The organism is Comamonas sp. GB3 AK4-5 (genome assembly GCF_041320665.1).
Taxonomy (GTDB): Bacteria; Pseudomonadota; Gammaproteobacteria; order Burkholderiales; family Burkholderiaceae_C; genus Comamonas.
Window position 1 is genome coordinate 4405298 of record NZ_CP166730.1, and the last position, 22062, is coordinate 4427359.

Annotated in this window: 17 protein-coding genes; all 17 read right to left on the reverse strand. The window is 56.6% G+C overall.

The features are described from left to right. Positions 1-5: 5 nt before the first annotated feature. The 17 genes from ACA027_RS19600 to asnB all read right to left on the reverse strand — a co-directional run bounded on the left by ACA027_RS19600 (position 6) and on the right by asnB (position 21996). On the reverse strand, positions 6-2432 hold the full coding sequence (locus ACA027_RS19600) for a 3-hydroxyacyl-CoA dehydrogenase NAD-binding domain-containing protein (RefSeq protein ID WP_370679862.1): 2427 nt from the start codon (positions 2430-2432) through the stop codon (positions 6-8). Between the two features lie 93 nt (positions 2433-2525). Beyond that, positions 2526-2969: a DUF2147 domain-containing protein gene (locus ACA027_RS19605; RefSeq protein WP_370679863.1), complete on the reverse strand. Its 444-nt coding sequence runs from the start codon at positions 2967-2969 to the stop codon at positions 2526-2528. 86 nt (positions 2970-3055) lie between these two features. After that, positions 3056-4852: an acyl-CoA dehydrogenase C-terminal domain-containing protein gene (locus tag ACA027_RS19610; RefSeq protein ID WP_370679864.1), complete on the reverse strand. Its 1797-nt coding sequence runs from the start codon at positions 4850-4852 to the stop codon at positions 3056-3058. A gap of 81 nt (positions 4853-4933) precedes the next feature. Continuing rightward, positions 4934-5578, reverse strand: a complete 645-nt coding sequence (locus tag ACA027_RS19615) for a TetR/AcrR family transcriptional regulator (RefSeq protein WP_370682635.1) — start codon at positions 5576-5578, stop codon at positions 4934-4936. Between the two features lie 289 nt (positions 5579-5867). Further along, on the reverse strand, positions 5868-6554 hold the full coding sequence (slmA, locus tag ACA027_RS19620; RefSeq protein ID WP_370679865.1) for a nucleoid occlusion factor SlmA: 687 nt from the start codon (positions 6552-6554) through the stop codon (positions 5868-5870). 141 nt (positions 6555-6695) lie between these two features. Next, positions 6696-8129, reverse strand: coding sequence for a sensor histidine kinase (locus ACA027_RS19625; protein WP_370682636.1), 1434 nt, complete (start codon positions 8127-8129; stop codon positions 6696-6698). A 164-nt stretch (positions 8130-8293) separates the two neighbouring features. Next, a complete protein-coding gene (locus ACA027_RS19630; protein WP_370679866.1) occupies positions 8294-9022 on the reverse strand; it encodes a response regulator transcription factor in 729 nt (242 codons plus the stop codon). Positions 9023-9312: 290 nt separating this feature from the next. Beyond that, complete coding sequence (gene argB / locus ACA027_RS19635) at positions 9313-10206, reverse strand: acetylglutamate kinase (protein WP_370679867.1); 894 nt, start codon at positions 10204-10206, stop codon at positions 9313-9315. A gap of 137 nt (positions 10207-10343) precedes the next feature. Beyond that, the gene (locus ACA027_RS19640) at positions 10344-12263 is read right to left on the reverse strand and encodes a polysaccharide biosynthesis protein (RefSeq protein WP_370682637.1); all 1920 of its coding nucleotides are present in this window, start codon (positions 12261-12263) and stop codon (positions 10344-10346) included. Positions 12264-12376: 113 nt separating this feature from the next. Continuing rightward, the gene (locus ACA027_RS19645; RefSeq protein WP_370679868.1) at positions 12377-12970 is read right to left on the reverse strand and encodes a sugar transferase; all 594 of its coding nucleotides are present in this window, start codon (positions 12968-12970) and stop codon (positions 12377-12379) included. Next, complete coding sequence (locus tag ACA027_RS19650; RefSeq protein ID WP_370679869.1) at positions 12970-14124, reverse strand: DegT/DnrJ/EryC1/StrS family aminotransferase; 1155 nt, start codon at positions 14122-14124, stop codon at positions 12970-12972. The genes ACA027_RS19645 and ACA027_RS19650 overlap by 1 nt, the downstream gene beginning before the upstream one ends. Then, positions 14114-14812, reverse strand: coding sequence for a class I SAM-dependent methyltransferase (locus ACA027_RS19655; protein WP_370679870.1), 699 nt, complete (start codon positions 14810-14812; stop codon positions 14114-14116). Before ACA027_RS19655 ends, ACA027_RS19650 begins: the two co-directional genes overlap by 11 nt. A gap of 13 nt (positions 14813-14825) precedes the next feature. Continuing rightward, a complete protein-coding gene (locus ACA027_RS19660; RefSeq protein ID WP_370679871.1) occupies positions 14826-16007 on the reverse strand; it encodes a glycosyltransferase family 4 protein in 1182 nt (393 codons plus the stop codon). Positions 16008-16235: 228 nt separating this feature from the next. Further along, entirely contained in the window at positions 16236-17357 is a 1122-nt protein-coding gene (locus ACA027_RS19665; RefSeq protein ID WP_370679872.1) for a glycosyltransferase family 4 protein, read from the reverse strand. Beyond that, positions 17354-18655, reverse strand: coding sequence for a hypothetical protein (locus ACA027_RS19670; RefSeq protein ID WP_370679873.1), 1302 nt, complete (start codon positions 18653-18655; stop codon positions 17354-17356). The genes ACA027_RS19665 and ACA027_RS19670 overlap by 4 nt, the downstream gene beginning before the upstream one ends. 126 nt (positions 18656-18781) lie before the next feature. Next, positions 18782-20146 carry a polysaccharide deacetylase family protein gene (locus ACA027_RS19675; protein ID WP_370679874.1) on the reverse strand — a complete coding sequence of 455 codons (1365 nt, stop codon included), beginning with the start codon at positions 20144-20146 and terminating at the stop codon, positions 18782-18784. Further along, positions 20143-21996, reverse strand: a complete 1854-nt coding sequence (gene asnB, locus ACA027_RS19680) for an asparagine synthase (glutamine-hydrolyzing) (RefSeq protein WP_370679875.1) — start codon at positions 21994-21996, stop codon at positions 20143-20145. Before asnB ends, ACA027_RS19675 begins: the two co-directional genes overlap by 4 nt. Positions 21997-22062 lie beyond the last annotated feature (66 nt).

Consider the following 22062-nt stretch of genomic DNA (forward strand, 5'->3'; position numbering starts at 1 on the left):
CAGGCTTAGTTCCGTACAGGTTTTCCGGTGTTCAACATGCCCAGAATGCGCTCATGCGTCTTGGGCTGGCCGATCAGGTGGCAGAAGGCCTTGCGCTCCAGCGCCAGCAGGTATTCCTCGGTCACCAGCGAGCCGGCATCCACATCGCCGCCGCAGACCACTTCACCAATCATGGAAGCGATCTTGAAGTCGTAGGCGCTGATAAATCCACCGTCGCGCATGTTCACCAGTTGGGCCTTGATGGTGGCCAGGCCGCTGCGGCCGGCAACCGGGAACAAACGCTTGAGCGGCGCACGCCAGCCACCGGCTGCCATGGACTTGGCCTCATTGATGGCGGTGAACAGCACCTCGTCCTTGTGGGGCACGATGAGGTCGGAATCCAGCAGATAGCCCAGCTTGCGCGATTCAATGGCGCTGGTGCCCACCTTGGCCATGGCGGCGGCGGTAAAGCCTTCGGTGAGGAAGGGCAGCACATCCTTGCTGGTGCTGAGGGCCATGTTCTCGGCCGCGCGGCGGGCGATATAGGTCAGGCCGCCGGCGCCGGGCACCAGGCCCACGCCCACTTCCACCAGGCCGATATAGCTTTCCATATGGGCCACGCGGCGGGCGCTGTAAACGGCCAGCTCGCAGCCACCGCCCAGGGCCATGCCATGGATGGCAGCCACCACGGGCACCTGCGCATAGCGTATGCGCAACATCATGTTCTGCAGCTCGGCCTCTATGCTTTCGATGGCATCGGCGCCGCCGATGACAAAGGCCGGCATGGTGGCTTCCAGGTCGGCGCCCACGCTGAAGGGCGCATCGCCGGACCAGATCACCATGGCGTCGAAATCGCGCTCGGCCGTCTCCACGGCTTCCACCAGGGCCTCCATCACTTCGGGGCTGATGGCGTGCATCTTGTTCTTGATGCTTGCGATCAGCACCCGCTTACCGAAGGGGCCTTCCGCGCCATCGTCCAGCGTCCAGCTGCGCAGCGCCTTGGATTCTGCAATCGTCGTGCCTGCGGTTTTCCAGTCGGGCAGATTGGTTTCGCCCAGCAGCTTCTCAGGGAACAGCTGGCGCTCGTACACCGGCAGCACGCGGCGGGCAATGAACTTGCCCTGGGCAGCGCTCCACGAGCCTGCCGCCGTGTGCACACCACCGGCTTCGGCCACCGGGCCTTCAAACACCCACTTGGGCAGCGGCGTCTTGCACAGCGCCTTGCCGGCATCAATGTCTTGCTGCACCAGCTTGGCGACTTGCAGCCAGCCGGCTTCCTGCCACAGCTCGAACGGGCCTTGCTTCATGCCAAAGCCCCAGCGCATAGCCTGGTCCACATCGCGGGCAGACTCGGCAATATGCTCCAGGTGGATGGCGGCGTAGTGGAAGCTGTCGCGCAGAATGGCCCACAGAAACTGGCCTGCAGCGCCTTCGGCATTGCGCAGCAGTGGCAGGCGCTCGGCAGCAGGCTTTTTCAGCATGCGGGCATAGACCTCATCGGCCTTGCCACCTGCGGGCACGTAGTCCTCGCTGTCCAGCTCGAACTGCAGGATGTCGCGGCCCACTTTCTTGAAGAAGCCTTTCTTGACCTTCTGGCCCAGGTTGCCCAGGTCCAGCAGTTTTTGCAGCACGGCGGGCGTGCCAAAGTTGCCGTAGAAGGGGTCGGTGTCCAGACTGAGGTTGTCCTGCAGCGTCTTGATGACATGGGCCATGGTGTCCAGGCCCACCACATCGGCGGTGCGGAAGGTGCCGCTGGAGGCGCGGCCCAGCTTTTTGCCCGTGAGGTCGTCCACCACGTCAAAGGAGAGGCCGAAGTTCTCGGCCTGCTTCATGGTGGAGAGCATGCCGGCAATGCCGATGCGGTTGGCGATGAAGTTGGGCGTGTCGTGGGCACGCACCACACCCTTGCCCAGGCCGCTGGTGACAAAGGCTTCCAGCTGGTCCAGCACCTCGGCGTTGGTGGTGGGGGTGTTGATCAGCTCCACCAGCGGCATATAGCGCGGGGGGTTGAAGAAGTGGATGCCGCAAAAGCGCGGCTTGATGGCGTCGGGCAGGGCCTCGCTGAGCTTGGTGATGGACAGGCCCGAGGTGTTGGAGGCCACCAGCGCATGCTTGGCCACAAAGGGGGCGATCTTGTTGTAGAGGTCCAGCTTCCAATCCATGCGCTCGGCAATGGCCTCGATGATGAGGTCGCAGCCCTTGAGCAGCTTCAGATGCTCTTCGTAGTTGGCGGCCTGGATCAGGTCGGCATCTTCGGCCACGCCGATGGGCGAGGGCTTGAGCTTTTTCAGATTGGCGATGGCACGCTCGGCAATGCCACTCTTGGGGCCTTCTTTCGCGGGCAGGTCAAACAAGATGACCGGCACTTTGACGTTGACCAGATGGGCTGCGATCTGCGCGCCCATCACGCCGGCGCCGAGTACGGCGACTTTCTTGACGTTGAATCGGGACATGGGGTGTGGGGTGAAAGGACGCAGCCCAGCCTGGGCCGGGCTGCGTCGAAATGGGGAAAAATAAGCGAGGCAAAAGGCCTAGGGCGGGCGGGCTTACTGCACGCGCACCCAGGTCTGGGTACGGCCGAAGGGGCCTATGGAGCCGCGCACTTCCAGCTTTTTGCCGTCTTCGATGGGTGTCAGGCGCAGGGTGTAGCTCTTGCCGCTTTCGGGGTCGAGGATCTTGCCGCCCTCCCAGACGTCCTTGCCCTCGGCCTTTTTGGCACCGGTGATGATGGGCAGGCCCACCATGGGCTTGTCTTTGAGCGCGTCCTTGCATTCGGTGCACAGGGCCGTCGGGTCCACGCCCTTGCGCAGCAGCTTGGTGACCTGGCCATTGACCACGCCGGCGCTTTCGCTGATCTGGATTTCCGACTTGGCTTCGCCGGTCTTGTCGTCCACGCTGCGCCAGGTGCCCACAGGCGTCATCTCCGCCCAGGCGGCAGACATGCCGCCCGCTACCAAAACCGCAGCTGCCAGTGCTTGAATCTTCTTCATCTTCAGGCCCTTTCTATTGGAACTTCAGGATTTGTCTGCACCAGCCGCTGCACTTTTTGAAGCAGCGCAGCGGCATCTCTTCCCTGTCAGGCCAGCGCGGCGTCGCTGTCCATCAGCGTCTTGCTGCCGGCGCGGGCGGTGCGCATCAGCGTGGCGGTTTCGGGGAACAGCTTGGCGAAGTAAAAGCGTGCCACCTGCAGCTTGGCCAGGTAGAAGGGGTCTGCATTGCCAGCGGCAATGGCGCGCAGCGACACCTGGGCCATGCGGGCAAACAGATAGCCAAACACCAGGTGGCCGGCCACACGCAGATAGTCCACCGAAGCGGCGCCGACTTCATCAGGGTTTTGCATGCCCTTGAAGCCAATCTCGGTAGTGAACTTGGTCATCTGCTCGCCCAGCATGGCCACGGGGGTGATGAACTCACTCATCTTTTCGTTGACGCCCTCTTCCTCCACCAGCTTGGCAATCAGCTTGCCGAACTTCTTCAGCGAGGCACCCTGGTTGCCCAGCACCTTGCGACCCAGCAGGTCCAGGGCCTGCACGCCATTCGTGCCTTCATAGATCATGTTGATGCGGTTGTCGCGCACATACTGCTCCATGCCCCATTCCTTGATGAAGCCATGGCCGCCAAACACCTGCTGGCTTTGCGTGGTGGCGATCCAGCCGTTGTCGGTCAAGAAGGCTTTGACGATGGGGGTCAGCAGGGCCACCAGGTCGGCGCTGTCGGCACGCACTTTTTCGTCGGGGTGGTTGAGCTCCTGGTCGATCAGCAGCGCGCAGAAAGTCGACAGCGCGCGGCCGCCTTCGGCATAGGCCTTGGCCGTGAGCAGCATGCGGCGCACATCGGGGTGGACGATGATGGGGTCGGCCGGCTTGTCCTTGGCCTTGGTGCCGGACAGCGAGCGCATTTGCAGGCGGTCCTTGGCATAGGCCAGGGCGTTCTGGAAGGCCACTTCGGTCAGGCCCAGCGACTGGTTGCCCACGCCCAGGCGTGCGGCATTCATCATCACAAACATGGCTTGCAGGCCCTTGTGGGGCTGGCCCACCAGCTCGCCCACGGCGTCTTCCATCACGATCTGGGCCGTGGCGTTGGACTTGATGCCCATCTTGTGCTCCAGGCCGCCGCAGTAAATGCTGTTGCGCGCGCCTTGCGAGCCATCGGCATTCACCAGGTATTTGGGCACCACAAACAGGCTGATGCCCTTGGAGCCGGCCGGCGCGTCAGGCAGACGGGCCAGCACCAGGTGGACGATGTTGTCGGTGAAGTCGTGCTCGCCGGCGGAGATGAAGATCTTGTTGCCGGTGATCTTGTACGTGCCATCGGCCTGGGGTTCGGCCTTGCTGCGCAGCAGGCCCAGGTCGGTGCCGCAATGGGGCTCGGTCAGGCACATGGTGCCGGTCCACTCGCCGCTGGTGAGCTTGGGCAGGTATTTGGCCTGCAACTCGGGCGAGCCGTGGGCGTGCAGGGCTTCATAAGCGCCGTGCGACAGGCCGGGGTACATGGTCCAGGCCTGGTTGGCGCTGTTGAGCATTTCGTACAGCGCGGAATTCACCACAAAGGGCAGGCCCTGGCCGCCGTATTTGGGGTCGCAGGACAGTGCGGGCCAGCCGCCTTCGACGAACTGGGCGTAGGCCTCTTTGTAGCCTTTGGGCGTGGTCACCTCGTGGGTGGTCTTGTCCAGCTGGCAGCCCTCTTCGTCACCGCTGACATTCAGCGGAAAGGTCACGTTGGCGGCGAACTTGCCCGCTTCTTCCAGCACGGCATTGATGGTGTCGGCATCGACCTCCGCATGCGTGGGCATCTGCTGGTAGGCCTCGGTGACCTTGAACACCTCGTGCATCAGGAACTGCATATCGCGCAGAGGCGGGTTGTAGCTGGGCATGGATAGGTCTCCTCTTGGTGTGTACGTATGGGTATCGAAAAAAAGGGGCAGGCAGCAGCCTGGGCAAGGCCGGTGGGGCGCTCAGGCTTCGGGCATGCCGTAGCGCTGCAGGATGTTGTCAAAGCCACGCTGGGCGCGGGGCAGGGAGTCGGGCAGGCGCATGAAACGCGCCTCGTAGTGCAGCACCAGGATCAGGCCATGCACTTCAAACAGCATCTGGGAGGCATCGGTGTCGGCGCGCAGATCGCCGCTTTCCTTGCACTGGACGATGGCGCGGCGCAGCGCGGCATGCCAGGTGCTGACCGACTCCACCAGCGAATCGCGCACGGGGCCGATGCGCTCATCAAACTCAATGGCGCCACTGATGTAGATGCAACCGGAATCCAGCTCAATGGAGGTGCGCTTCATCCAATTGGCAAACAGGGCGCGCAGCCGTGGCAGACCGCGCTGCACGCGGATGGCGGGGAAGAACACTTCCTGCTCGAAACGGCGGTGGTATTCCAGCACCACGGAGATCTGCAGCTCCTCGCGCGAGCCGAAATGGGCGAACACGCCGGACTTGCTCATGCCCAGCGCCTGGGCCAATGCGCCTATGGACAGGCCTTCCAGGCCGATGTGCATGGCCATGTTCAAGGCCGCATCGATGATGGCGGCCTTGGTCTGCTGACCCTTTTGGGCCGAGCGCGGGCGGGCTCCGGCCACGGGCGGCAGCGGCTGCTCGCCCATCGGCAGGTCTTCGGGAGCAGAGGCGGGAGAGGTGGCGGAGTGGGCCTTGAAAGCGGTCATGACACAAATAAAACGAACGATCGTTCTATTTTGTACAAACTCTCGGCTTTCGGAAAGCTGACCAAGGGTAAATACTCAAGCCCTTGGTCAGAAAAATGTCGCGTTTAACCGACAAAAAGTAACCGACTGGCAACCCTGGGAACAGGGTTTACTTCCCTGGCGGCCTGTGCCAGTGGTGCAAAAACATGCCAGCGCCCTCGCGGGTGACGCCGGCATACCGCATGCAGGCTCAGAGCATCATGGCCAGGCTGGCGTCCAGATGCTCGGTGGGCAGGCGGCGGAAACCGGTGCGGGCAAAGCGTTGCATGCGACCCAGCATGAACGAGGTCAGCACGCTGGCGGCCACGTTGGCGTCCACCGTCGGAGTGGTCGAGCCCAGGGCATCGGCAGCGGGGCGCAGACATTGGCGCAACGTGGACTCGATGCGCTCAAAGAACTGGTTCATGCGCAGCTGCAGGCGCTCATGTTCGAAAAGAATGGCGTCGCCCACCATGACGCGCACCATGCCGGGGTTGCGCTCTGCAAATTGGAGCACCACAGCCACAGCGCGCGCGGCGCGGCGGGCTCCGTCCTCGGGAGTGACGCTACCCTCCTCAACCTCGCGGGTGACGATTTGCTGCACCAGCGTGAACACCGATTGCTCGATGAATTCGATCAGGCCTTCATACATCTGGGCCTTGCTGGCGAAATGGCGGTAAAGCGCCGCTTCACTCACCGACAGGCTGGCAGCCAGCGCAGCCGTGGTGATGCGCTCGGAACCGGGCTTTTCCAGCATGGCTGCCAATGCCTGCAGGATTTGCTCGCGCCGCTCACCAGGTTTGGGGCGTTTGCGCGTGCGTGTTGTCTCGGCAGCGGCGGCCACAGGCGCTTCGGTTTCGGCGGATGGGCAAATCTCTTCGGACACAGACGCAGACATAAGACTCTCAAATGTAACAACCGTTCCATTCTCTCACAGCACTTTTCAAAAGTAACCGCTTGTCGGATGTTACGTAACCAGATGCGTCAATAGGATTTTGCTGAAAACAGCTTGCTGCGTTGCAACAAATATCCCGCGTCCTTATTCCGGGAAGCACAAAGCCACCAGCAGCCCCTTCTGCCCCACAGCAGACGACAGCCGCAGCGTGGCCTGGTGCCCTTGCGCAATCTCGTTGGCGATCGCCAAGCCCAGGCCTGAACCAGCGCCCGCACTGCCGGGAAGGCGGTAAAAACGCTCCAGAATGCGCGCCTGCTCGGCTTCGGGTACACCGGGGCCATCGTCCTCCACCTCCAGAAATGCAGGCCCCTGGCGCCCGCCTATGCGCTGGCGTCCGCAGCGCACGGTCACCTGGCCGCCTGCCGGCGTGTATTTGATGGCGTTGTCCACCAGGTTGGACAGCAGCTCGCGCAGCAACCAGGCCTGGCCGGACACATGGGCTGGTGCGACTTCCAGCCCCAGGTCGATCTGCTTGGCCGAGGCGCTTTCCCAGAAGGCCTCCAGCATGTTCTCGCACAGCGCCTTCAGGTCCACGCGCTCGGGCGTCTGGGATTGCATCTGGCGCGCATCCGCGCGCGACAGGGCCAGAAGTTGGTGGGCCAGCTGCGAGGTGCGGCGCGTGGCATTGCGCAGCTTTTCAATCTGCTCGCTGGGCAAGAAGAGGCCATCTGGCTGCGGCGCTGCCGCCTTGCGGGCCGCCGCAGCGCCCTGGCGCTCGGCCTGCGCGGCCATCAGCGCCCAGGCTTCCACCTGGGCCTGCAGTGCGGCCAGTGGCGTGCGCAGCTGGTGGGCGGCATCGGCCACAAAGCGGCGCTGGGTTTCGGCCTGGTCCTGCACCAGCCCGAACAAGCGGTTGAGCGATTGCACCAGGGGCCGCACTTCGGCCGGCGAGGTGGATTCATCGATGGCGCTGAGGTCACGCGGGGAGCGGCTTTCCACCGTCTGGGCCAGGGCCACCAGGGGCTGAAACGCCTTGCGCACCGACCAATAAATCAGCCAGGCCGCCACAATCACCAGCAGCATATTGGGCATGAGCACATGGGTAAGCAGCTGGTGGCGCCACTGCTGGCGCACGTCCGAGCCATCGGCCAGGGCCACCACCATTTCGCCCGCTCCAGCCGTCATGCCGCGCTGGACGGCCACACGGTAGGTGATGCCGCCAAACTCCTGGCTGTGGAATTCCGCCGCCGGCGTGGTGGGCACGACCACGCTGATCCAGGGATCGCCCGCCAGCACATGGCCGTCCAGATCGGCCACGGCATAGCCAGTGATGCCGCTGCGGTTGCGTAGGAATTCGTCGATGGCGGGGGAGAAGGCCATCAGCGGTTCCATATTGGCCGCCATGGCGGGCGCCATGACCGAGTCCAGCATCTGCGGCAGCAGACGCAGCAGACGCTGGTCATGCTGGCCGGCTGCGGTCTCGGCCGAGCGATAGCCCCACCAACTGCCCACCGCGCCCAGCATGCAGACCGGCAGCACCAGCAGCAGCAGCAGGCGGTTGCGCAGCGTGGTGGTCATGGTGCCGCGCTGTGTCATGCCTGCGCCCTGGTCTGGCCCATGGGTAAAGCGGAGGTCATAGAAGGACTATGCTTTGAGGAGCACGCATTGCTTATATATAGACAATCTCCAGGCCAAATACATGGAAGATTGGCTTTACCCAAGCCTTAGATGCTCATGTTTTTTCAGACTGCCAGCGGCTGCGACTCAGGCTGCAGCAGCTCCAGCCGATAGCCAAAGCCGCGAATGGAGCGCAGCGCCACGCCATGCGGCTCCAGCTTGCCGCGCAGACGCGAGACATAGACCTCCACTGCGTTGGGCGTGATCTCCTTGTCCCAGCCCGTCAGCGCTTGCAGCAGCTTGTCCTTGCTGGCCGGCTTGGGCGCGTGGATCAGCAGGTATTCCAGCACCGTCCACTCGCGCGGGCCCAGGTCGATGGCCTGCAGCTGCTCACCCAACAGCGGGTCTTTGCTGCGCACGCCGGCACTGCGCCCGGCCGTGTCCAGCTCCAAGGGGCCAAAGCTCAGCACCGCCGAGGTCGCCGCCTGGGAACGGCGCAGCAGCGCCCGCAGGCGCGCCAGCAGCTCGGGCAGCTCAAAGGGTTTGACCATGTAATCGTCGGCCCCCAGGTCCAGGCCTTGCACACGGTCTTGCAGCGCGTCGCGCGCCGTCAGAATCAGCACCGGCATGGCGTTGCTGGCCATATCGCGGTGGCGCAGGCGGCGCGTCAGCTCCAGGCCATCGATGCCCGGCAGGCCTATGTCGATCACCGCCACATCGAAGGACTCGGTCGCCAGCACCTCCAGCGCCCGCTCACCGCTGCCCACCCAGTCCACGGCATAGCCCGCATCGGCCAGACCCAGCTTGATGCCGCTGGCCACCATCACATCGTCTTCCACCAACAGCAAACGCATGCGGCGCTCTCCTGATTCGTTGAATCCATGTTGTCCGCCCACGCAGGGCCCTTCCTGTGCGCATGCGGCCCTGGCGCTGCAGCCGCACCGGCCCGCGCTGTGGCGGGGCGGCTCACGCCGAGGGACAAGCGGGCGAGTGTACGCGGCTGCGCGCTGCTCCAGCTATGCAGCAGCCCAGGGCGCAGCACTGAACCTCTGGCCTGCACACGCAAAAACGCCTGCCGGGGCAGCGAGGCTGCTCGGGCAGGCGTGGGCCCAGCGGGAACTTGCGGCAGGCCGCAAGTTCATGCTCAGTGGCTGCGAATCATGGTGCCGTAGGCCTGGTCAGTCAGGATTTCCAGCAGCATGGAATGCGGCACGCGGCCGTCGATGATGTGCACGGCATTCACGCCGGCCTTGGCCGCGTCCAGCGCACCACTGATCTTGGGCAGCATGCCGCCGGAGATGGTGCCGTCGGCAAACAGGCCGTCGATTTCACGCGCCGTCAGATCGGTCAGCAGCTTGCCCGCCTTGTCCAGCACGCCGGGGGTGTTGGTCAGCAGCACCAGCTTTTCGGCCTGCAACACCGTAGCCAGCTTGCTGGCCACCACGTCGGCGTTGATGTTGTAGCTCTCGTTTTCTTCACCAAAACCAATGGGGCTGATGACGGGAATGAAGGCATCATCCTGCAGCGCCTTGACCACGCTGGGGTCGATTGCCACGATGTCACCCACCTGGCCCACGTCGTACTCGATGCTGGGATCCTTGTTGTCCAGCAGCTTCAGCTTCTTGGCACGAATCAAACCACCATCACGCCCCGTCAGGCCCACAGCCTTGCCGCCGGCCTGGTGGATCAAGCCCACGATGTCCTGCTGCACCTCGCCGGCCAGCACCCACTCCACCACTTCCATGGTTTCTTCGTCGGTCACCCGCATGCCCTGGATGAACTCGCCCTTCTTGCCCAATCGGTTCAGCGCGGTTTCAATCTGCGGTCCCCCACCATGCACCACCACCGGATTGATCCCCACCAACTTGAGCAACACCACGTCTTCCGCAAAATCCGCCTGCAAGGCGGGATCGGTCATGGCGTTGCCGCCATACTTGATGACCATGGTCTTGCCATGGAACTTGCGAATGTAGGGCAGTGCCTGGGCGAGGATTTCGGCTTTGTCGCGGGGGGCGATGTGGGTGATGGTGTCGGTCATGGGGAAGAAAGCGCCTGCGATCACAGGACAATGAGAAGTTCAAAAAGAATCAAAGGCCGCTGACCCAGCGGCCTTTGCCCGTGGCTGTGGATTCTGCCCCAACTGTCACAGGTTTCTGCGATGCAGCCCTATTGGATTCAATTGGTATCACTCGCCAGACGCTGCGTGGCCTGACTACCCAGGCATTCCTGCTCAGAGCTGCCCGCGGGCACATAGCCGCTCACCAGCTGTGACAGCAGCTGGTGAATCGCAGGCGCGTCGCCGATTTTGGCCGCGGTGCGCAGGCTGAGCAGGTGCGGCAGCAGCTCTTCCCAAGGCAGAAAGCCCTCATGGGCCTTCATGATGCGCGGGTGCTCCGTGGTCTCCGGGTTGTCGCCGATCAACAGCTCCTCGTACAGCTTCTCACCGGGACGCAGGCCCACGACCTGGATCGCTATATCGCCTGAGGCATGGGCGCCGTCCTTGACAGTCAAGCCTGACAAACGAATCATGCGCCGCGCCAGATCAACAATCTTTACCGGTTGGCCCATGTCCAGTACAAACACATCGCCACCGCGCCCCATGGCCCCGGCCTGCAGCACCAGCTGCGCAGCCTCGGGAATGGTCATGAAGTAGCGCGTAACCTGGGCATGGGTCACCGTCAGCGGCCCGCCGGCACGCAGCTGCTGGCGAAACAGCGGCACCACGCTGCCGCTGCTGCCCAGCACATTGCCAAAGCGCACCATGCAAAAACAGGTCCGGTTGCGAGTCGGCGTCTCGGTCTTGAAGGGTTGCTCGTCGATGGGGCAGTAATCCACCTGCTGCGCGCTGGCCAGGGCCTGCAAGGCCAACTCGGCCATGCGCTTGCTGGCGCCCATGACGTTGGTGGGGCGCACAGCCTTGTCGGTGGAGATCAGAACGAACTGCTCCACCCCCACCTCCATGGCGGCCCGCGCCACATTGAGGGTGCCGAACACATTGTTCAAAATGCCTTCGGAAGGGTTGTCCTGCACCAGGGGCACATGCTTGTAGGCTGCGGCATGGTAGACGGTATGCGGCCTGTGCTGCTCGAAAACCGCGCGCACGCGGCGCAGATTCCGAATACTGCCCATCTGGGCATGAATCTCCACCGGCAGCTGATGCTCCTTGCACAGCAGCTGCAGCTCCTGGTGAATCGCATACAGCCCGTACTCGTTGTGCTCCAGCAGCACCAGTTTTTGTGGCCGCTCGCGCACGATCTGGCGGCACAGCTCGCTGCCTATGCTGCCGCCAGCCCCCGTCACCAACACCACCTTGTGGCCCAGATTCTGGGCCAGCAGCTGGCGGTCTGGCCTGACGGGCTCGCGCCCGAGCAGGTCCTCAATGTCCAGCTCCTGAAAATCAGACACCGAAACCTTGCCCGAAGCCAGGTCCAACATGCCCGGCAGCGAGCGCACATGTACGGGCAACAGTTGGAGCTGGTCGATGATCTCGCGGCGGCGCTGGCGGTCCAGGGAAGGGATGGCCAGCAGGATGTCGGAAATCTTCAAATGTTCTACCTGCGCAGACAAATGATCGGGGCCGTAAATTTTGACGCCATTGATGGTTCTTCCCACTTTGGAAGCGTCCTCGTCAACGAACCCCATCAACACAAAGTCCCGCACCCCACTCATGGCAGCGGCCGTTTGCACCCCTGCCTCTCCCGCCCCATAGATCAATAAGCGGCCCTTTTCATTGAGATGGGCTGTGACCCCCTCTCCCATCAGCCAAAAGCGCGCCATGGCCCGGCTAACACCAACAAGCACCAGAAAAATCAGCGGCTGTATTAGACCGATGCTGCGTGGAACCCCCTGCCGATTCAGCAGCAACAAACTGCAGAAAAAAAGCCCCCCATAGACCATCACAGCAATCGCCGTAGTGGCCATTGCACTCATACCGGTGTAGCGGAAAATAGCCCGATACAAACCCATGCGGATGAAAACCGGCAGGAACAGCAGCGCGGCCAGCACATAGACAAAATTCTGCTCATGCAAGGGGAGTCCGACCTGGTCAATACGCAGATAAAACGCCAGCCATACAGCGATGAGCGACATCACCATATCCAGCCCGATGACCAAGGCCTGCTTCGCACGCCGGGGAAGCTCTAGCAAGGGCTCTGCAAATCTGTCAAGCATCATTTTTCGCGCCATCGCCTTATAGAGCACCATAATTTTTATCGCACCAGCGCCATCAACGTGGCAAAAATAATATGAATATCACCCCAGAAAGTGCGGCCCTGCACATATTCGGTGTAATAGCGCAGTTTGACTGGTAAGACCTCATTCACATATGCCTGCTGCGGATCGCTAGAGCGTGAAAGAACCTCGTTTTCATCCTTGTATTGAATAGAGGCCCAGTCTGTAATACCAGGTTTGACCGAGAGCACCAGTTGGCGTACTTCCTCCGGATAGCAAGCTACATAGCGCGGCACTTCCGGCCTTGGGCCCACCAAGCTCATCTTTCCTCTAAAAACGTCTATCAGCTGGGCCAGTTCGTCCAGCTTATATTTGCGCAAGAAGCCCCCCACTTTCGTGACACGCGCATCAGAGCCTACGGTAATCTGCAGCCCCCGCAACTCTGCGTTGGACACCATGGTTCGGAATTTATGAATCCGAAATAATTTTCCGTATTGTCCCACCCGCTCCTGTCGAAAAAAAACTGCACCAGACGAGTCCAGCTTCACCGCCACGGCAATCAGCAGCAGCACCGGTGAAAGCAGCAACAACCCCAAACCGCTGGCTAAGCAATCAAATAAACGTTTCAGCATCAGTTGAGTACGGCCTTGATTGCATTGCTCACTCGGTTTACATCTGCCTGCGTCATGCGCGAGTACATGGGCAGAGACAGCGTACGTTCATAAATACGCTGACTCACAGGGAACATCTCTGGTATCAGATGATAAGTGTCGCGCCAATAAGGTTGTAGATGCAGCGGAATGTAATGCACGCTACAGCCTATGCCTTGGGAAAAAAGGCGCTCAATAAGCTGATCACGCGACACCATCACGCCCTGGGCTAACTGCACCACGTACAAGTGCCAGGAATGCACATCGCCCTGGGCCGCATGTGGCGGCAAAACAATGGGCAACTCGGCCAAGGCTTCGTCGTACCACGCAGCCACTTGGGCACGTTTTTCGGCAAAGACTCTCACCTTTTTGAGTTGCTCAACACCCATGGCAGCAGCGATATCTGTCATGTTGTACTTGAAGCCTGGCGCCACGATCTCGTAGTACCAGCTTGGCACCTTGGCCGTAAAGCGGTCAAACGCATCACGGTTGATACCGTGTAGACGCATCACCCGTGCACGCTTGGCAATCTCCGGGTCCCGAGTGACCAGCATGCCTCCCTCACCCGTGGTCATGGTCTTGTTGGCGTAAAAACTGAACACCGTCACATCGCTACCAAGCGTGCCCACCAATTGACCACCACAGGTAGTAGGCAGTGCATGTGCCGCATCTTCCATTACGCGCAAACCGTGCTTTTTGGCCATTGCGAGCAAGGGCTGCATCTGCGCGGCACGCCCGGCGAAGTGCACAGGAATGATGGCCTTGGTTCGCGGAGTGATGGCGGCTTCTACCGCAGCCACATCCATACACAGCGTGCTCGCGTCCACATCCACAAATACGGGGTCAGCACCAAGATAGCGAATGACTTCTGCCGTGGCGGTAAATGTGTGGGTGGTCGTGATCACCTCATCGCCAGGACCAACGCCCAACGCCTCAAGCCCCAGGTGCAAGCCGGCTGTGGCGGAATTGACCGCAATGACCTCCACCGCACCTCCCAAAAAGGCGGCGAAATCCGCTTCAAACTGCCTCGCCTTAGGCCCTGTCGTAATCCAACCGGAACGCAGAGCCTGCACTACAGCAGCGATCTCCTCTTCACCAATTTCTGGCAATGCAAAAGGCAAAAAATCAGACGTCATTTTTTTGAATCCAGCAAAGCACATGCGTGCGTAAAAACGGCAAGGCGTTAAAAACCCCGTAGAGCGTAGGGCGCACCTTCACCACCCCGCGAGTAATCGGAGGAGCTAATGTGACGCGTCGCGTGGACATTACGCCTTGAGGGAAAAGCTCACGAATCCGTGACACCGTTACACCACGCACATCCGGGTTGCGCGGGTTGTTGAACGTGAAGTCATACCACAGCACTCCCCCGCCAGGGCGCACCAAGCTCCACATTTTCTGTGCCAGCGCCTGCTGTAGATCGTCGTCCAAGATAGAGCTGAACACGGTAGACTGATAAACCATGTCAAACGATGCATCTGGCAGCGGCAACTTCGACGCATCACCCGCATACAACGCCACGTCTTGGGGAAGCCTTGCACGCGCCGCATCCAAGCGACCAGGCAATAACTCATTGCCCACCAGGTTTGCCGGTGTCGCGCCCAATTGCACGAGCTCCAGCAGGTTCGCGCCACTGCCGCAGCCCACCTCCAACACCTTGTGTGCAGACAAATCGCGAATGCCTTGCTGCGCAAACAGCTTGATCAGCGCCGTCTGCCTCTCCTGCACCACGGCATTGACCGCAGGGTTCAAGCGGGCATAGCGGTCACCAGCAATGTGTTTACGTCGTTCGTAGCGTTCGGAAATTGCATCAAGTTCATTGCTCATATCGTCTCTTACATCAAGCTGCTACCGCGCCCACAAACTTTTGAGCCAATTGCGTATAAGTCTGATTGCGCAAAATAAAGGCGCGCCCTGCCTGCCCCATGGCCTCGCGCTCGGCAGTTGGCAACGCCGTCAAACGCAGCACAGCCTGGGTAATCGCCTCCACATCTCCTGCGGGCACCGTAATGCCGCAACCTGCCTCACCGACGGGGTCATTTCCAGCACATACAGCGTGCACCACAGGCTTGGCCGCCATCATGTAGTCCATCAGTTTGTTAGGCGAGATACCAAAACGATATAACGGGTTTAAATGCCAGCCGATATAGGCGATATCGAATTCCTTCAACAAGTTTGGTACAGCCCTTTTAGGCACTGAAGGCAGCATATGCACATTGCCTAGCCCTTCTTGCTCTACACGCGCCAGCAACCGCTCACGTTCTGGCCCATTGCCCACCAGCACAACCTCTGCCTGCCCTTGCAAGCATTGAGCAGCGCTCAGCAAATCATCAAGTGCATTCGCAAGGCCGTGTGTTCCGGCATAGCCCACAACAGGCCGTCCAGCCTGACGAATTGCCTGTAACCGCTGCGCCACCTCAACAGGCAGAGACTGCGGGTCACTCCACTCCTCTTCATCCACGCCGTTGGGGACGTAGACAAACTTATCCGCGGCCATTCCACGCGACTGCATATAAGACAACGCCTTGGGCAGCATCGACACCACCTTGTCCGCGTGGCGGTAGGCTGCATCCTCAGCCATCTGCACCCACAGAATGAACGGGTGCCACTTCGACATCCCACCGAGCTCCATAGGCGATAGCGGCCACAAGTCATGCACCTCATACACTAGCTTGGCCCCTGCAGCTTTCGCAATACGCCGTGCGGGCCAAATATCCATCGGATAGGTGCTGGATGCAATCACCACATCAGGCTTGAAATCGCACGCCAACGCTTTGTTATCGCGCCATAGGTGCCATAAGAAGGAGAGCATACTCTTAACGCGCCCCACCCCATTGCCACGGTAGCTCGGCGTAGCATACCAACAATAGTGAATACCATCCCTGATTTCCTCTTGCTGATGTGCGCCAGAAGATATCTGAGGCTGTCGTGCTCGAATATGCGAATAGGCCCCGGCAACGATTTTCACCTGATGGCCCATACGTACCCATTCACGCGCCAAGTAGTAGGGGCGGAACTCCATGCCATGTAAGGGAGAACCTGCGTAATGGTTGATGAGTAATACCCTCATTTTTTCAATAACCCTTTTCTTCTCACACCATACACTTTATTCTTAACAATATTTAAAGAACCTGCTTCTAAAGCATCTAAAAATATAAAGTTTACAAGATTCAGATAAATTTTCAGAATGATGCCAATTCTTCCAAGAAATACATTTTTATTCAATTACGGAAGATGCTCTAGAGAAAATTTACGCAGATATAGCCAAGTGATTATAAAACTTCAATAGTTTTTCTTCTTCAATGGTCCAGTTGTATTTTTCGTGTATTGCTCGCTGCCCACAGCGCGCCATAGATTCTGCCTCAAGCGGATGGGAAACCAAGTAATTAATGGCACGAGCAATAGCTGCCGGGTCCAAAGGGTCGACGCATACTCCACAATTATTCCCTTCAATAATTTCACGCCACAAAGGAAAGGAGGAAGCAATAACTGGCACGCCAGCCGCCATATATTCAAACATTTTCACTGGTAGTGCATCGATATAGTTGATGATGGGATGCAAAGTAACCAACCCCGCCACTGAGCGATATAAAACCACCTTGACTCCGTCCCTATCCAACCACCCCAACGCGTCCACTTGTGACCAGCCTGCTTCTGAGTGCACTTGCTTTTCAAAATCAGGCTCTGAGAAATTCCCCCCTAATTGCAAGCGAGTTCCGCTACCCACCAGATTTATCGCTTGTACTATTTCTAAAACCCCGCGAACACGACCTATACCTCCAACATAACATACTTTATTTTCTTTGCACGCCCAGTCCACCTCACCGCTAGAAAGCTCCCCAAGCAGCGGAAAGTTGTTTATATCCACTGCTTGCACACCCATGGCTAAAAATTTATCACGGATAAAAGGTGTAGCAGCTATCACAGCATCCAGCTTTCGGCATGCCCAACGCTCATAGAAAGCAAATACCCGAGATAACACCCAACGAGCAAGTCGGTTCAGATAGGGCTTGCTCAGCAACTGCTTAGGCACATCCTCATGCGCATCAAAAACCACTTTCTTGCCAAATTTTTTCAATCGGAGGCCAATGGGTATCAGCTCCGGATCGTGCAGATGGTACAAGTCGGCATCCAACTCCAGAGCCTTTACCAGCACCCTTCCAGGTGCTTGGCATATGCGATTAATCCGCCCTTTAGATGCACCTACATCATAAATGGCCACATTATTCTTTATCTCGTCACCTTTGCCATCAGCGACAATCAAATTGACCTCGTAGCCATGCTTAGCAAGCGATATACACTCCTTAAGGAAAATTCGTGTATCAGCGCGAGAGTGAGCCGAAGTGAGATGGACAATTCTGGTTTTATTCATTTCAATTCTATTGAATTTAAGTTTGGCTTCATTGATATCAGAAGAATCAATGCCAAAAAAAGACCATGAGTAATAAAGAGAGTAAGAAAGTCCGTGGCTGTAAGTGCAGCAATAACCTGCTGAGCAAACAGGGCAATCACAATCCGTCCACCAATTTTTTTCGAATACGCATTCAAAAAAGAAAATACCACTCCAAGGAGAATCGAATAGATAAAAATCCCTAAATATCCAGCCTGTGCGAATCCACTACCGATCCACCCCGTATTTGCAGACGCTTCATTAGTGCCGAAATAAGCTTCGCCATAATTTTGACCAATCAGTCTCGGAGCACTCAAATCATAAGGAGGGTCCAACAAACCCAGCGTAACCTTAGAGTCTGCCCAATAATATTTATCGGTGTGAGAAAAAAATTCAATATAAAGACTATTTATCTCAGCAGGAAGTAAAAGTGTACGCCTCAAAAACAAGGAACCAAACCAACCAAAGACCCCCCTATCATTGCCTTCCGACAACCAAAAATCAATACCCGATACTACAACAATTGCAATCAAAAAGAATGCTAGATTTCTTTTAATATTCCCATTGGCCATGATATAAATCGCGACAACCAGAATCGGAACAAATATTGGCGCCTTATGCTGCGTTAAAGCAAAAATCAAAAACGAGCAAATAGAAACCATTAATAAATATATCCATCTTTTCTGCAAGAGTGACATAACAACAGCGAAAGGGATAATAGTTTTAGAGACAGCAGAATTGATATATGCATAAAAACCCGGCAACACCTCAGCAGCACCTTCTCGAAGGTCATAGACCTTAGAAAGATCAATATTAAAATAAGATCCACCACCAAATGAAAAAACACTAACAATATGTAAACATGCAAAAAAAACAAGTGAATTTAAAATTTTTTTATCGTCCAATCCATTAAATGAAATTGGCTTTAATTTGATTAATCTCGAAGAAAATGAAACAATAAGAAATGACAAGGTGGTTACAAAAATAAATTCCCATGCAGCTCCACCCCCAGCATAAAGAACAGCAGAAGGAACGAATAAAATCAAAATTCCAACATGAATAAAAATATTGGATGGCCTATTGTCTTTTCCGATTGAAAAAATCAATAAAAACAAGAAAAACAAACTAAATAAAAATTTCTCTATTTGAAAGAGATCCAAAAAACCAGCATATTCATAAATATCCGTTACCCATTTCTGATAAACAAATTGAAAAACAACAAAATATAAAAAATAATATAAAAATACTGACACCCTAGATGAGGCCTCATTTATTCTCATTGAGCGGCCTTCTTTACGAGATAATTATCAAAAATATTTATCATATCACTCCAGTAGGAATAAATCTAATATCGAAAAACAACTTAACAATCTAAAATTATAACGCACCTAGCAAAATAAAAATTCTCACCTAAAAGATGAGAGTAAAATTTCCTCATACAGAGCCTGCTTTGATTGCATCTCAAACTGGGAGTTGTGCCACAACAGCGTGAAGCAACCTCCGAGCGCACAACAAGCATTCTTGATTTGTTGAAATTTATTCAATGCAATATCGCCTGTTCCCAAACCCATATATAGAGGAGACATCACAGTGCACTCCATTGCCACCAGCGGACGCACTCTCAGTGGTAATTCTTTATTCTCAATAGGGTCAAATGCAGGGTACTCAAAGCAAGTACCGCAACGGAATCCGGGACGATCAGCGTAACCCAAAGTACTGTCATAACTCATCCCGGCATCAGCCCAGGCGCGCAGCGTCGTGGGCTGCTCCCAGCGCAGGTAGTGCATACGCCCCCCCCATTCAGATTGAACAAGGCCTTCCTCTTCTGCAATACGACGCAGTCGTAGGGCTTCCGTACGAATCACGTCAGGTTTTTGATAGCTTCCATAACTAGGGTGCAAACCGATTTCATGTCCACGCTGGTGAATACGACGCATCAGCGTGCGAATGGCAGGGTGTTCAGGTTGGTAATCAGCGTCCAGGGAAGAAGTGCGCCCACAGATGAAATAAAACGCACTAACTAAACCATGACGCTCGGATAAATCCATGATCCATTCAAAGGTGTTGGAAGGATCGAGCGGATGTAGCTCAGTCTTCGTGCGCCAGCGAATCCATGGTGCTCGCAGCGCACCTACGAGATCACCACGCCTAAAAACGTCCCCCCCCATGCCACGCACAATACCCCTCCAACTTCTAAAGCCATAGCGGCTAGGCCCATCTACATCATGCGACACCTTGATACTGAATGTGTGTTGGCGCAGTATCAGAGTGGGCCAAGTTTTAGCGACCACCTGCCCCAGCACATGCAGCCACTCATCAACGACTGGCCTTTCCAGATAATTATGCCGATAAGCATGGGATGCAACAGCAGGAAAGCGCCCATGCTCATCTAAGTCCGTTCGGCCCACTTCCTCTTGGCGTGTCAGCATCCAATACGCAAGACCCAAGATGTCATAGTCAATATGCAAGCCGTTGGCAGTTGACGTGATCAATACTTTATCCAACGCTGCTTTCCCAGGAGCAGGGAGATTGCCAAGCAAGGCAGTATGCCAACCTTCAGCAGCAGCGCTCCACTGAGCACAAGGCAAATTGGAGTCAGTGCGGGAAAAAGTGGAGGAATCTAGGGCTAGTGATATGCAACGCAAATCACCGGGCAAGCTCATTATCAGCGTGTTGTCAGGCCTAGTATGCAGAGAAAATGCATGACCAAAACGCTCCTCCAGAATGACTTGCAACCAAGCCAAGGCGGCGGAGGACACCCATGTATTCATAAATCCACCTTTTCAGCAGCGCTGTCCATTGGCTGCAAGCTCCTCGGGCCGCCGACAAAAAGCTGGTACCAAGTTGCGAGATTCAGCCAACGGACTTTCTCTCTCATGGAAGGGCCCGAGCGCTCCAGTGGGAGATCAGCAGGACCGACACCCAACCACTGCATGAACGCAGGCTCGTTCACTCGCTCCAGCATCCACTCTTTGAGCGGCCCCTCAAACCAGTGTTTCTCTGGAATTGACCACCCCATTTTGTCTTTACGCCACACGATTTCATCAGGCAACCTTCCTTCAAACGCACGCCGCGCCAGATACTTTGTCCAACCGCCATGTAATTTGTATGCAGCTGGCACAGATGCCAGAAACTCAACCACCCGGTAATCCATAAACGGCATGCGAGATTCAATAGAATGTGCCATAGAAACGCGATCTGAATAATGAATTAATACACGAAGTGAAACTTTTAAATCCTGTACTAGTTTCTGATTCAAATGAATGAACGGGTCGATTCGATAGCCTAATTTTCGAATTAAATCCATAGTAAAAGGCTTGCCGAGAACACGCCGTGCTATCCCTGCAACAACCCCACGCAGCGCATACCCGGCCCCCCCAGGAATAGCGAACAGCTTAGGAAACTCGACAAGTACTTGTGATAGCGGCATTTGCGCGAACCAGTACGACAAATAAGGTAAATAACCTGCCAGCTGCTCATCAGCCCCTTGACCATCCAAGGTGACGGTCACATCCGTCTGCGCCACCCGTTTAAAAGTATGCCAGCCGGACATACAGGTGCTTTCCGGGGGACAATCCATGGCATAGATCATTTTTTCATGCTCATCAGGCACCTCGTCCACCTGCGGCTCAATCTGGTTAGAGCGTACATCTAACACCTGGGCCAGATGATCTATAAAACGCGACTCATCGCAATCCTGCGTTCCTGGAGACTTATAAACGCTAGAAAATGTTTCTTGCCGATCAGCAACACCTTGCTCTGATAATATTTTGTTAATCAGATACACAATAGATGAGCTATCTAAGCCACCAGAAAGGGCCGAGCCCACCTTAACATCGGCGCGCAAACGAAGTCGCACCGCATCTTCCAATAATTGGTAATAGGTATTCGCTAGTTGCTTTGCCTTGGCTTCATCAAATCCCTCCGTGCTCAGATTGGGCTCAACATCCCAATACAGAGTCGGCACAAAATTTTCTTTATATATTTGCTCCAGATTGCATTCTAAAAAACACGCAGCAGGAAATCGAGAAATACCCTGCCATGCTGTTTGACGTCCCTCCTCTGTCGGACCACTTTTCAAATAATTACGACAAAACTCTTTATCTGGGCTCGCTTGTACCGCAGGGTGCACCAACAAAGCTTTAATCTCTGAGGCAAAAACGAAAGTGCTATCACCTTGATAATAATACAGTGGCTTGATACCAAAGCGGTCACGCGCCATAAAAACGCGATTCTGAACGACATCAACAATAACAAACGCCCACATGCCATTGAATTTATTCAAACAGTCCGAGCCCCAGGCATCATAGGCAGCCAGAATGACCTCGGTATCCGAATGCGATGCAAATCGATAACCAATCACCTCCAGCTCTGCGCGCAGTTCGATATGGTTGTAAATTTCACCATTGAAGGTGATGACATAGCGTTGCTGCCGAACCATAGGCTGATGGCCTAGCGGACTCAAGTCTACAATCGCCAAACGCTGATGAGCTAAGGCTATATGACAAGGTGTTTCAGGATGAAAGTCCGCCAATCCTGGTATTTTCTGCGCTATCTGCACCTCTCGCGAGAACATAAAGCCTTGACCATCTGGTCCGCGGTGCACTTGGGCATCGCTCATACGCTGTATGTCTACTACATTAATTGGATGGCCTGAAAAAACACCTAAGATTCCACACATAAGTCT